Raw genomic sequence first — 13,398 nt, 5'->3', positions numbered from 1 at the left:
CATGGGAAGAATATCGGTATCTTTATCCGATCTGAGAAGAGCCGTTCAGCAATGTGAGCAGTTGCAGGAGCGCTTAGTGCAGCAGGAGCAGAAGATGCGTTCAATACATAGTAGACTGGAGCAAGATTGGGCAGGAAATGCTGCCACAACGCTAGGATTCAAAATGCAATCTTTCCTGAACGGGACATCCAGCCGAATGGATGAATTGGAGGCGCATAAAGAAGCATTGCGACGATATATTCACAGGATGGAGGAAGCTGACCGTGAGGACTTCAGAGACCGGAGGGAGCACAGCATGCTGAGCTGAGATATTCGAACAGTGGTATGCAGATTCTGCTGCAACAAAGATCGGCACAGGGTTGTAAGGTAGAAAGCCTGAATGTCAATCCACGAAGTTATGACATAAAGATGATATGGCGGAGCAATCAAAATGCTATTGTGGGCGTTTGCTCCTTCGCATAGCATCGGTACCTTGCCTTTAATATAGCGGTGGTAGTTGTTGAAGCTATTGATGTGTTAAGTCGTAATGAGAAGGAACAGATCCTTTCTTAAAATTCCAAAAAACAGAAGAAACCGTTCCGTAGTAAATGGGGAAGTGAGAGCAACCATATACCAAAGGAGACGGTTTCTTTGTACATTTTACATACTTGAATGAGGACACATTGGACTAGGCCGAGTGTTAATAATGCAGGAACGATATACGAGTCAGGGGGATATGTTAAAATGATAGAAAGTTGAACCAATACGAATAACAGGAGGTATAACACATGAAATGGCAGGAGGTTAGAGAACTGTTCCCTGACCAATTTGTTCTGGTTTCTATCATTCAATATCATGAGGAAGATAACAAAAAAATTGTAGATGAAGTTGCACCAATTCGCACCGTATCAGAACAAGATGCAAATAAAGAGTTTTTTCGAGTAGAGCCTGGTAACGTTGTATATCATACGTCGAATCAAGACTTTGTGATTCATCTCCGTAAAGATTAGAAGGAGAGACTATGAACGAAAAAGCTAAAGGGAAATTAAAAAAGCAATTCCTACTCATCGTTTTATTTGTTTTTATAATTGGAATTCAATTAGCTACCAGATACTTTGTATATCATCCTCCTGCATGGACAACTGCATTATCAACATGTAGCTTTATTATATTTTGTATACTGGGCCTTGTAACTTATCTTGATCTCAAGAAACAAGAGCAGTTCATAACGATCGGACAAATTGTAGATGTGAAGAAGAATAAAAATATCATTATAGTCAAAGGATTGGGACGAGGTAATAGCAAAGTTTTAATCAAAGATAGTCCTATTCTGAATATGATGCAGCCAAATGACCTGATTGAAATCACGAGATTAAAATATACAAAAATGATAACGAAAAAAGTGTATAAGGACCAAGAGATACAATGTTGAGCAAGTGGTGGAAGAGTTGTAGTACTTTACATAAAAATAGAGTATGAATTTTGAGATACTTCTAAGGTAGAAGGAGAGAATGTAAATGAACAACATAAACTCTCATAATTGTAACCTAAATATAAGGTATGACCTGCCTGATGAGGTGTGGGCTAAAGTTTCTAAAGTATATGAGCGGATGCCAGGGTGGATTGGTTATAAAAGTGGAATTCCATATTGGTTTGGAACTGAAGAGGATGATGTATTCATTGAAGCATCCGTTGAGCCTAGTGGGTTATCATTTTATGCACAGATGAATAGCGATGTATGGATATCTTGGATAGAAACATTTAAGTTGGAAGCGACAAAAGTGTTGGGTTTTGATGTTGGTGAACCTGAAGATGGATATGTGTGATGAAAGAAGGAGGATAAAAAGAAAAAGTGATAAATTCTATTAGCATTGATGAACGGAATGGGACCACATTTAATGAAGAGATCATTATGAACCCTACATGGGCAGACAGTTTACGTTTTTTGAGAAAACTCGATGGAGATAAATTTACATTAGTTTTTTTTGAGGTATCAGACACAGGTTCAGCATTAGTTGGAGGCGGACCGGAATATTTTGTAGTGTCTATTACAATGGATGAACATATATATACGCTTCTGAACGATAAGCAGGGAAATAGTGAAATTTCTCTAGTTATCGGTGGTCAGTTAGGAAATTATTGCGATAACATTTGTATAGAATTAATACCCATGCTTGAAGTGCTAAAGTATTTTTATGAAACTGGTAAACTACACGAATCACATCAATGGAAGAAAGAATAATTAATGGTCAGTTAGGGTTCTCGGACTCGTAAACACCAAATGTTATGTGAAATTGTATTAAAAGAGTTGGAGTATCAGAGGTCCATACATCCATTTTTAAAGAGGTGAAACTCCTGAAAGACAAAACCGAAGTAATGGCCTATTTTTGTTTGTTTGGAGATGAATTCGATCCGAATCATGTAACTTCAATACTTAAAATTGAACCTACGAATACGGCTTATAAAGGAGATATAATTAACGAAAAGCTTCGAGTAAAAGAAACATCATGGACATTGGATACAGAGTATGAAGAATCATTAGATGTAAATCACCAATTAAGAAAAGTAGTCGATACATTAAGAAACAAAGTAAAAGAGATCAATTCGATTCGGATTGAACATCAATTAAGAATAAAATTTTTCATTGTAATAAGAATAGAAGAGGGGAAAACGCCTGCTCTTTATTTCGATTCTGATTTTATTGAATTTGTTAATATGATTCATGCTGAAATCGATGTTGATTTATATGCAAATCCATATAATGATGAATAAGAATAAGAAATAGTTTTTAAAACACGCTTCGAAGGAATGGACATCAGTTAACATTATATTCACTCTGCGGACATTCGTCCTGTGTCCGCATGAGCCAGACACTCAGCATACATTGGGCGTGAATGCAGGAACGTATATAAAACTTCCTGATGAAGTGATAATTGATAAATGTATAAAATACATAATTTCCAGTGAAAATAGCTATACTTTGACTTAATTAAATTTAAGCAAAAAACTGTATTTAGATGAGAGCATTTTAAAAGATACTAGAAAGATAAAAGTTATGTTGCTTTACTAGGATGAAATAATAATTAATTTATAGCAGGGATGCGGGAAATCTGAGAATATTTTTGAAGTCAATCTATTTATTATCTGCTGTAGGAGTCGGCGTTGGATGTTTGTATTCATTCATATTTTTTATTTTTAATATTGGCGGTGGTTTTATTAGTAATGATAACAAGACTGCCGCTTTCGGGGTTGCTGCTTTGTCGATAGTAGGAACAATCGTTTTTTTACTGCTTGGCAGACTCATTTACAATTCCAACTCCTATATTGGCCCAAGTATTTTAATCATTGTTGTTACCGCTATTCTGACTTTGCCAGTTGTTGATGTCACTAGTAATCTAATTGGTACTTATCAAACATACCGTGCGAAGCCTCATGTGGAAAGTTATATGAATGAGTTAAGAACAGGTTTTGTTGAAACAATAGCACCATTGGAATTTGATTATAACGAAAGCAAGACTGAAACTCTACGTTATTGGAGTAATAATGGACATGATATTTGGATTAAATTAAGAAAGAAAAATGAAACACTGACATCAGAGGATTTAAATAACGTAATTAATGCCTTACCTTCAGCTAAGTATGAAGTAAGAGTATTCATATATTATAAGAGCTTTAAAGAGTATCCAAACGATCAGTATTCTATTGATTTTACGATTCGAAATAGCCCAACTGTTCAACCATATTGTAATTCAGATGACTTCGAACATAATCTATGTGATTTTGTAAAAGGAAAATAAACAATGTCGAAAAAATATAAAATTGAAATGTAGAACAATGGTAACAGTAAATCTAAAGCATTGTATACAGATTCTGTGCCATTCTTGCGAGGCATTATGAAATTAATAAAATTAAAGGGCACTAAAACTGAAGAAGATATAAGAAGAGAATTAGTAGGATCGCATGAGTCATTATTTAATGATGAAATAAGATCAGGTTTGCTTTCAGTTATTAAGAGGTTTTTTCCACAAATGAAAACTGCCTATATTTTGTTCTGGATACCTGAACAAGGGGAAGATATTTTTTCGTTGCTGATTAATAACGATAGAATTGCAAAAGTAGAAATCGATCGCTACGACCCAGATATTGAACCTATAATTGAAAGCAAACAACTAGACAATACCTATTTAAAAGGACTTAGGAAATATACACGGATTAGACTAGCGATCGCACTTGAACTTGCAAACACGGATCTTAAAAATGAAGAAAAAAATTAAAGGAGTTTCCGAATTGAAGAATCAAAAGCGTTTAATGATTTTACTATTCCTTTTAACAATACTCGCCCTAAGTGGATGTATTTCATACAGTGTGAAGACAGATAAAATTGTTGAGGACGGGTTGATAATAAACTCAAGTTCATTTGGACTGGGAGAGAGCGAAGAAGATGCAGGTATTACAGTTGTAACATACAATTTCACTCTTCGAAATAGAACCAATAAATCAATAATGTTAGAAACAGTTGAACCGATCTTGAGTAAGGATATTCAGGAGCGATTAATTGATAGGAATATTAAATTGGACATAAATATGAAAATTGATGGTAATAGCTCGGAAGAACTGACAGGTACTTTTAAATTAGATACTAAAGGGCTTGATAAAGAAGGGATAATCAAGTTAAACATTAATGTTAAAGAATTTAATATAGCATTTGAACAAGTCATAGGAATGAATGAAGTAAATAATTAATTAATATGAAAAAAGTCCAATAAAACATATCTAACAAAGAGGTGTATCTTTATGGAAAGAAAAAAAGATGATAACAATCAGCTGGGTGTAATTCCAGAGCACCATAGCCCTGTACGACATATCCTTAATGAAGCAAACGGACTACCGAACAACCAATTTGTAGATAGTTTTAAGAAAGCTGTGGATACTCCAGATACATATGTAATTATGGAGGGTGATTATGGAGGACAAATCTATTTGTCTTGCCCTATGAAGTTAGTAAACTGCAGTGAAGAGACATTACATACTCTATTAAAAGATTTAGATACCATTGCATGGGACTGTAATGATGGAGAAGGCCGAGGACTATATTACGAAAAACACTTTCCTGGTGATGGGATTGGTGGAGGTATGGGGGGAGGAGATATTGAGGAAGGACTATGGATTCATAACGAATTTATAGATTTACAATTATATGATGAAATTCATGAAGTCTTACTAGGTAATAAAGAAAGATTAACAAAGTAATAAAATGAATAAATCTTAAGGCCCATCAACATCGGATAACAAAGTGTTCATGTGGATGGGTAAACTGTTGAAGTACTGCATACAAAGAAAAAAGAAATATGCGAGGTGCGTTATGGGCGTAAGAAAAAAATATAAACGTAAAATCGTTCGCTCTAATCGATTATTTTATTGGTATGTTGAACCGAATATTGACGATGAAGGGATAATCAAATTACATATCGTTTCTGAGGATAAGAAGTTAATCGTCACTTATGAAGTGGGACAACACAGTAATAAGAATAAGATCCCATTCATAGTCATCATCGGAGAAGAATTCGAAGGATGGACAACAGAATATATAGGATACAGAAGAGTATTAACACCGAAATGGAGCGATGAGATCATCACGCCAAAATGGATAGGTGAAATCATTGATTGGTGCCTCTTGAAAGATAAAGAAATAAACATCGTTAATTGGAAAGGTGAACTTCTCCGACCTATCTCTTAAATGGAGTGTAATTGCATTTGAAAATAATTTAGAGTCACGTGGATTCTTTTGAAAACGCATACTCGAAAACAAGAGATGTAATTAACATTTAATATAAAAGGAGAGAAGCTAATGCAGATGAATCGTGGATATCACACGGTTAACAAAGTAATCGCTTGTGTTCTGTCATTCATATTTATCATTATGGCAATAGCGATACCTGCCCACGCTGATGAGAAACAGGTTGAGACTACACCATCCAGGATTCCTTTATCCAAGTTAGAGGAAACGATTGATGCTTATGTTGCCTCGTATGAGAAGTATACCGCTGCCGTTTCGGTTGTGGCTATTAAAGATGGTGAAACCATTGTGAATAAAGCATATGGTTACGCAGATATTGAGAATCAGCGAAAGGCGGATACCTCTACGGTTTTTGAATGGGCTTCCATCTCGAAACTGTTGGTCTATACGAGTGTGATGCAGCTTGTCGAACAAGGAAAGCTTGATTTGGAGACGGATATCCAAGAGTATCTGCCAGAGGGATTTTTCAAAAAGCTGAGATACGATGAACCGATTACCCTAATGAACCTGATGCATCACAATGCGGGTTGGGAAGATCAAACAGCGGCCGAAGTGTTTTATTACTCCGAGGATGAAACGTTAGAATTAGGAGAAACGTTGCGTAGAAATGAGCCGAAACAGATATATAAACCGAATAGCATAGTGGGTTATTCGAACTATGGCGTTGGTCTAGCTGGTTACATCGTGGAAGAGATAAGTGGCCAACCTTTTTATGAATATGTTGATCAACATATTTTCGAACCACTTCATATGAACGACACTTCAATTCATCCAACGGGGCAAGATCATCCAGACCTAGTACAAAGAAGAAATGAGATTGAAGGGTATACAAAAGATTTAAAACTGATCCCTGAGAACAGAGTATACGTAACGTTTTATCCTACAGGGGCAGCGATTGGGACAGCAGAAGATTTAGGGAAATTCCTTGCAGCATTGATGCCTGTAGATGATAGCAATGTATTATTTAAGAACAGGGATACGTTGAACGAAATGTTGTCAACAAGTCTATATTATGAAGGCACTTCTACTCCGCGATTTGCGCATGGGTTCGTTGAGATGGAATACTGGGTGCCTACACTGATGCACGAAGGGAATTTTAAAGCATTCTCCAGCAAAGTTGTCTTTGATCCGGAATCTAAATTTGGAATGGTCGTCATGACAAACCAGTCTTTTGAAGAGATTTATTATTATGGGCTTACTAAAGAGATTTTCGGTGATAACGTCAATTCTAATAGAGTTACTTCGGAGGGGGGAGGATATTTTCAACCCGCAAGACGTGCAACCGCTAGATTCACTAATTTATTTACTGCCCTTGATATAACGAAATATACAAAAGCTGATTTAGCAAAATCTTATAATGTTGTCGAGCATAATAGTGTTGTTGAGAAAATTTCAGTCACTCCTTACATTGATTATTTGTCTGTATCGAATGTAAAGGTAAACTTACTTAAGATATCTCTTATTCCTGTTGCGCTAGCCATCATTTTCAGTTTAATTGCTTTGATCGGCTATGTAATCCGGATACTCATTAACAAACTACATAAACGAGTAAATCCTCCAACCAATTTTGATAAATATCATCTTGCAATTAACTTTGCAGGTGTGGCACTCCTTCTTAATCTTTTCATCCTACAAACGAAATTGAGGTTTCCCAGTTATCCTTCTTATTCTTCGTTACGGATCAATTTAATGTTTAACCTACTTTATGTGGTTCTAGCAGTGGTGTATCTTGGTTTGCTTATGTACAAACTGCGGAAGAGCAGTTACAGCAAAAAGCAAAAAGTGATGTACATCATGTCTGGCATCTCGGCTTTCATCTTGGCTGCTTTTGTTGTGGGATGGAATTTGTATGTTTAGAAGATTAAACGCTGAATATAGATATATCAAACATTACAAAGGCTAACCGATGATTCCATACATAAGTGATATTAAGTTTGGTCAATTAAAAGGAGTAAAGGCAGCAGTTCCTTATTGGGGACTGCTGTCTTTGTGTTAGTATGCCCTTTGGCAACTTGTGCCTCGGCATATTGAAGGGGGATCAAGATTATCCTATTTTTTGTCTCTCAAAATAAATATTTTAATGAAACTGTAAATGACCACTAAAATATTCAATAATAATAGACCTATATATCCATCCGTTAATTTTGTTCTTTCAATCCACTTATTCACTAACTCTCCAGAAAGAGCTTGTTTTCCTAAATACTTATCTATATCATTTTGATTTATTTCATCCCTATATATAAGTGGAAACTCCATGCTGTTGGAAGAAGCAGCTAGCGGCGGATAGAACTCTACCCATTTCTGACCTGCCCAACGATCATACTTATAATGAAAGTCTGCGCTGGATTCAAGATTGTCCCACCTGAGAAAACCCAAAATGAGTAGAATACAAAGTGTGAAAACGCTAAATATTAGCTTCTTGTTAATCAAATAAACACCATCCTTATGTTGTACTACTAACAATATCACTGTGTGAAAACAACTTTATCATCCATATATTCTATCAGTATTTTCCGTTATCTGTAAGTAGATTGTTTCAATGACATGCTAGTAAGTAAAAAAATAATCGATCAAAGAATCGTTACAGCAGGTTTTCGAAGAAGCTAGACAGCGTGCAGTGATTGCAAAAAAGGTGAGTATTCATGCGCTTCGCCACTCATTTACTGGAAAACAGGAAAGATCTACGGTACATCCAGGTGCTACTCGGTTATACGTGTGCACGAACAAACTCAGCGCTATACGCATGTTAGTATGAAAAATATTCATCGTATTCAAAGCCAATAGGATCATATGGATACGGGAATTGAACATCCCAGTAATTCTCCCTTTTTCTCCAAATTTTTCTTCGCAAATATCACCGTATAGGTTATCATATACGTAGTTCAGATATCAGGCAGTATGTGTGGTATTTACGAAGTACATAGATTAGATGTTAAGCGTAACTTCTGTAGTGATGATAAAATGAGTAATACCATTATTTTTTTTAGTAAAACTATATTTTTCTTGCTCACATAATTGTACCAGGAAAATTACAAGTAGTATTCTAAACAGCAAGCAGTTTAGAATTAATTTATTGATAGGGATTCAAATATAAAAAACTACGTTTAAATTGGAGGCTGACTTAATGACTAGAGTGTTTCTCTCACATAGTAGTAAAGATAAGGACTTTTACATCAATATTGTTGTAAGGAATCTTCAAAAATATGTGACAAGTGATAACTTTGTATATGATGCCATTACATTTGAAAAAGGGGAAGAAACAAATCAAGAAATTATCAAATGGTTAGAAAAAACTGATTTGTTTGTGCTGTTCCTATCTAGTACCGCATTAGATTCCACATGGGTGAAAAAAGAAATAACAAAAGCAAAAAAACTGTTAGATAATAATAATATAGCGAAATTATTTCCGATTATAATTGACGAAAATATTACTCATGAAGACGAAAGAATTCCTAAGTGGATGAAAGATAGATATAATATTCGTTTTTTTTCCAAGCCAGCGGTAGCTGCTAGAACAATACACAATAAGCTCATTGAAGTAAGCTGGATTAAAAATCCAAGATTAAAAAATGAGAGTACATTGTTTGTTGGCAGAAATGAATATATCGAAAATATCGAATCAAGAATAGATTCTTTTGAGAAAGAAATTCCAACCGCATTAATTGCCTCAGGGATGGATTATATAGGACGCAGGTCTATACTAAGGAACGGTTTAGTGAAATCAGACATAATAAATGAGAGTTACAATATGCCTACTGTTATATTGGATGAACATCAAAGTATTGAGGACTTTATCTTACTACTTTTAGATTTAGGGTATGGAGATAGTAAAGATAGATTTAGTCTTATTAATAAAAATCAAGAGACTAAAGTGAATATGATAGTAAGTATGTTGCAAGAAATGAAAACAAATAAAGAAATTTTATTGATTGTCGATAGAGGTGCAATAATCACTTCTCACACAGGAATGAGTCTATGGTTTTTAAAAGTTAACCAAGAGCTTTCTTCAAAAAACAATGGCATAACTTTATGTGTTGTTAGTAGACATAAGGCAAGATTTGAAGATTTGAATAAATGTAAATCTCTTTATGCTACTCATGTTTCTCAACTAACTGATCCTGAACGAAGTAGATTACTTACAAGATATTCAAGAGTCATAGACTTAGATTTAGATGTAGAAGATATAAAATTTGTTAATTCCTTTTTTTCAGGAATGCCAAAAGAAATTATATACACAGCTGACTATATAAAACACAATTCAATTACAAATTTCAAAAGAAATACTAACATTGTTTCTGACTTTACTGACGATCAGATATCGCAAGTGTACAAAAAATATGAAAATGATGAGTGTGCTAAAGACTTATTGGTACTAGTGGCTACATTTGATTTTGTTAGTTTTTCATTATTGTATGAAATAATTGATAATGAAGAAAAGTATTCCAGATTTATTGATGAGTTTATTTCACGAGGACTGTGTGAGGAATTCGGAAATGATGGAGAATATTTATCTTTAAATTCAGCAGTTAAAAATTATGTTTTAAGACAGAAGAACTCAATGAATTTAAATTTTACTAAAAAAATAAAAAAACATATGGAAGATTTTGTGGGAAATTATACAGGAAAAGATGAGAAAGATGAAAAAGATGTTTCGGATATATTTTTCTCTCTGCGCCGTGCAATGACTGATGGAGTAGAGGTTGACTTGAATTTTCTTATACCGTCGCATTATTTGAAATCAATGAAAGAATTATATGATAGACGTGATAAAGACTTAGAAGTAGTAAGATTAGCGAAACGAATTTTATATAATGAAGAATTTCTTGATCCCAAAATCAGCCATGAAATTCGTTATTTCTTGTGTTCTGCACTAGCTCGTTTAAAAAAGGAAGAATTTAAAGAAGAAGTACAAAGAATCAAAGGGCCTGATCATAACTTTTTGTTTGGTTTTTATTATCGGCATGTAGGAAGAGATGAAGAAGCTATTAAAAGTTTGCTTGAAGCGTTAAGAGTAAGACCAAAATTTGCAAGAGCTAAAAGAGAATTAGTGCGAGTTTATAATAATAATAAAGAATACGACAAGGCTTTAAAGTTAGCTGAAGATAATTACAACGAAAATAAAACAAATGAGTATCATATACATGCTTATTTTCAATGTCTCTCTTATGTTAAAAGAGATACTTTAAGTACAGAACAAAGGATTATGAAGGGAGCCGATTTATTAGAAGATATAAAAAAAATCGATTCGGAAAAAGCTAAAAGTATGGCTAAAATGATGGAAATACAATATGCTATTTATTTTAAAGATGATTTATGCGAAGCGGAAAAATTAGTTGATAAATATGGACATTTAAGTAAAAAAGATATTTTCTTATCATTGTGCATTTTTGATTTTTATGAGAAAAAAGAAAATAAAATTCAACTAAAAAAAATAATTGATGAAATGCAAAGTAAGCATAGTAATACGAACAGTAGTTTTTACCGTGATTATTTAAAATGTGTAGCAATTTATACAGCTATAGAAGGTAACTTTCAAAAAGCAGAAAAAATGATAGACGAAATTAATTTTTCTGTTGCATATAAGGTTGATTTAAAAAATAAAATTGTTAAATATAAAAATAATAAGTAAGCTTATTGAATAATATTTTATAGAACATAGTTATTGAAGGTTAGTATAATTTAATCTGTTTAGAGGAATGCGCTAACTCGGGAATCATCAACCGAAACTATCGCATTCCCTTTTTTTAGAATATGGAAATAATGCTTTGTGAAGTGTTTTTCTAAATATATCTTTTGTTTGATATTAAGAAATTGACGTTAATGGAGGTGACTCAAGAAGACAGAAGCAACGCTTAACATAATATTCACGCTGCGGACATACGTCCTTGGTCCGGCATTCGCCGGACACTCGACATGCGTCGAGTCGTGAATACAGGAACGTTAGCTGAAATCACTGCAAAACCAATATTTTGAAGGAGTTATTACATGGAGATAAACCAAGAAATAATAAAAATATTATCTAACATTCAGTGGTTTAATAAATGTGGAATGAGAGATTATCAGAGTAAAACTGTAATATATACTAATTCTTGGGTTGAAGCATCTGAACATTATAGTTCTCAAGAATGGGAAGAAACAACGTTGAAGGCTAGAAATCAATTAACTTTGTATTTATATAATCATTTTTTAAAAGAGTATTTAGATTGGAATACCTTAGTCAAAGAAGCAAAGATAATTATCAATAAGATGTTAAGTGAGCAGCTGAATAGAACTCAAAATGAGTTTCAATTAGATGATGTATTTAGTGAATGTGTGAGATGGGACATTTTAAATATAATTATGGAATACAGTTATTTAAGTAAGCTAGGGAAGAGTCATGATAAATTTTATTCGGATCAAATATTATACATATATTCTCTCGGTCATCTACCTTGTGGATGGAAAGGAAAATGGCCTTCAGGTAAGTTAGTGATTTTTTAAATATTGTTGAGGATTTATCAAGAAGGCAGTGACATCAGCTAACATAATATTCACGCTGCGGACATTCGTCCTTGATCCGGCATTCGCCGGATACTCGACGTGTGTCGAGTCGTGAATACAGGGACGTTAAAGGAAATCAGCGCGAAAATAAAAACAATAAGGAAACCTAAGTAATAATTATATACTATCACTTTAATAAGGAGAGTTTTTATGAACATGAACGATAATCACTGGGAACTATATGTATATGGGAATGCAGGGCTTTCATATATTGATTTGTATCCGCACTTTGATTTTTATCACGGTGATGTAGAAAAGGCTGATTTTAATGTTCGTTTTTCATCTAAACATGTGGCTTGTCTGGACTATTCAGAAAAAAACAGAGCTGCTGTAAGACTTAATACTTTGTTGAGATATATTAGTGGTTTACGATTATTGAGAAATTTAGAGTATATACATCCCGATTCTCGGTTGAATTACGTTTCAAGTGACCAAATAATTCAAGTTGAATCTTCCCCAGAGATAGGTTTGGAGTTGCTTTTGGATGAACTATTAAATCCATTTGATATAAACGGTTTTGATGGTTTCATTCCAAGAGACTCTGAAGTGGAACCAAATGCAGATTTAGACTTCATTCAAATCCTGATCGATGAACCACTTGCAAGAGAAAATATACTATTGTTCACCTTAGCCTACGAGAACAAATTAAACTTACTGGTTAATACCTATAAGATATATGAGAATGTAAAGGCTGATCTTCAAATTCAAACTAACAATGGGAAAGTAACTATTAGGGGAGAAAATATGTATTCTCAAGAACTAATTGATTCTTTTACTCATATCTATAAACTTGCTCAGTTTATTAATTCAAAAACTGCATCAGGATTGCTTTCAAGACATGGCACAGGCAATACGCCTGCACCTGATAAAATGCCTACAATTAATGAAGTATTTGAACATTTGAGGGATCTTGTTTATAACTGGATGAATTATCGATGCTCCCTGAGATTCGGTAGAACCTATATTTTAAAAGAACGAAGAGCGAAAAAGGAAGGCATTTTAACAGATAAAGATTTTTATAATTTAGAAAAATTAGCTGGAGTTACAAAAGATGAGTTTGGTGACCGAGAATAAGGACGTGT

General features: G+C 33.9%; 16 protein-coding genes. 15 read left to right on the top strand and 1 reads right to left on the bottom strand.

Features of this window, described 5'->3' with window-relative positions:
- Position 1 precedes the first annotated feature (1 nt).
- From MKX68_RS03250 to MKX68_RS03195, 12 genes are all read left to right on the top strand, one after another.
- Positions 2 to 307, top strand: coding sequence for a WXG100 family type VII secretion target (locus MKX68_RS03250; RefSeq protein WP_024633865.1), 306 nt, complete (start codon positions 2 to 4; stop codon positions 305 to 307).
- Between the two features lie 460 nt (positions 308 to 767).
- Positions 768 to 989 (top strand): hypothetical protein, encoded by a 222-nt coding sequence (locus tag MKX68_RS03245; protein ID WP_017689873.1) that lies wholly within the window; start codon positions 768 to 770, stop codon positions 987 to 989.
- Positions 990 to 1,000: 11 nt separating this feature from the next.
- Positions 1,001 to 1,411, top strand: a complete 411-nt coding sequence (locus MKX68_RS03240; RefSeq protein WP_340909077.1) for a hypothetical protein — start codon at positions 1,001 to 1,003, stop codon at positions 1,409 to 1,411.
- 85 nt (positions 1,412 to 1,496) lie between these two features.
- Complete coding sequence (locus MKX68_RS03235) at positions 1,497 to 1,805, top strand: hypothetical protein (RefSeq protein ID WP_145146568.1); 309 nt, start codon at positions 1,497 to 1,499, stop codon at positions 1,803 to 1,805.
- A gap of 26 nt (positions 1,806 to 1,831) precedes the next feature.
- On the top strand, positions 1,832 to 2,221 hold the full coding sequence (locus MKX68_RS03230; RefSeq protein ID WP_340909072.1) for a hypothetical protein: 390 nt from the start codon (positions 1,832 to 1,834) through the stop codon (positions 2,219 to 2,221).
- 104 nt (positions 2,222 to 2,325) lie between these two features.
- A complete protein-coding gene (locus tag MKX68_RS03225) occupies positions 2,326 to 2,751 on the top strand; it encodes a DUF4279 domain-containing protein (protein WP_340909070.1) in 426 nt (141 codons plus the stop codon).
- Between the two features lie 350 nt (positions 2,752 to 3,101).
- A complete protein-coding gene (locus tag MKX68_RS03220) occupies positions 3,102 to 3,776 on the top strand; it encodes a hypothetical protein (protein ID WP_340909068.1) in 675 nt (224 codons plus the stop codon).
- A 96-nt stretch (positions 3,777 to 3,872) separates the two neighbouring features.
- The gene (locus MKX68_RS03215; protein WP_175623636.1) at positions 3,873 to 4,253 is read left to right on the top strand and encodes a hypothetical protein; all 381 of its coding nucleotides are present in this window, start codon (positions 3,873 to 3,875) and stop codon (positions 4,251 to 4,253) included.
- Between the two features lie 13 nt (positions 4,254 to 4,266).
- Positions 4,267 to 4,722, top strand: a complete 456-nt coding sequence (locus MKX68_RS03210; RefSeq protein ID WP_340909066.1) for a hypothetical protein — start codon at positions 4,267 to 4,269, stop codon at positions 4,720 to 4,722.
- Between the two features lie 51 nt (positions 4,723 to 4,773).
- On the top strand, positions 4,774 to 5,229 hold the full coding sequence (locus MKX68_RS03205) for a hypothetical protein (RefSeq protein WP_340909065.1): 456 nt from the start codon (positions 4,774 to 4,776) through the stop codon (positions 5,227 to 5,229).
- Between the two features lie 112 nt (positions 5,230 to 5,341).
- Positions 5,342 to 5,716: a hypothetical protein gene (locus tag MKX68_RS03200; protein WP_340909063.1), complete on the top strand. Its 375-nt coding sequence runs from the start codon at positions 5,342 to 5,344 to the stop codon at positions 5,714 to 5,716.
- A gap of 111 nt (positions 5,717 to 5,827) precedes the next feature.
- On the top strand, positions 5,828 to 7,633 hold the full coding sequence (locus MKX68_RS03195; RefSeq protein ID WP_340909061.1) for a serine hydrolase domain-containing protein: 1,806 nt from the start codon (positions 5,828 to 5,830) through the stop codon (positions 7,631 to 7,633).
- Positions 7,634 to 7,825: 192 nt separating this feature from the next.
- On the opposite strand, the gene MKX68_RS03190 is transcribed toward MKX68_RS03195, so the two are convergent.
- Positions 7,826 to 8,239, bottom strand: a complete 414-nt coding sequence (locus MKX68_RS03190; RefSeq protein WP_340909059.1) for a hypothetical protein — start codon at positions 8,237 to 8,239, stop codon at positions 7,826 to 7,828.
- A 661-nt stretch (positions 8,240 to 8,900) separates the two neighbouring features.
- On the opposite strand from MKX68_RS03190, the gene MKX68_RS03185 reads away from it, so the two are divergent.
- The 3 genes from MKX68_RS03185 to MKX68_RS03175 all read left to right on the top strand — a co-directional run bounded on the left by MKX68_RS03185 (position 8,901) and on the right by MKX68_RS03175 (position 13,390).
- Positions 8,901 to 11,405 (top strand): toll/interleukin-1 receptor domain-containing protein, encoded by a 2,505-nt coding sequence (locus MKX68_RS03185; RefSeq protein WP_340909056.1) that lies wholly within the window; start codon positions 8,901 to 8,903, stop codon positions 11,403 to 11,405.
- A gap of 356 nt (positions 11,406 to 11,761) precedes the next feature.
- Positions 11,762 to 12,256 carry a hypothetical protein gene (locus tag MKX68_RS03180; RefSeq protein ID WP_340909053.1) on the top strand — a complete coding sequence of 165 codons (495 nt, stop codon included), beginning with the start codon at positions 11,762 to 11,764 and terminating at the stop codon, positions 12,254 to 12,256.
- Between the two features lie 210 nt (positions 12,257 to 12,466).
- Complete coding sequence (locus MKX68_RS03175; RefSeq protein WP_340909051.1) at positions 12,467 to 13,390, top strand: hypothetical protein; 924 nt, start codon at positions 12,467 to 12,469, stop codon at positions 13,388 to 13,390.
- The last annotated feature ends 8 nt before the right edge of the window (positions 13,391 to 13,398 follow it).

It is taken from the genome of Paenibacillus sp. FSL M8-0212 (genome assembly GCF_038004645.1).
Classification (GTDB): domain Bacteria; phylum Bacillota; class Bacilli; order Paenibacillales; family Paenibacillaceae; genus Paenibacillus.
This window is presented reverse-complemented; position numbering and strand designations above follow the sequence as displayed.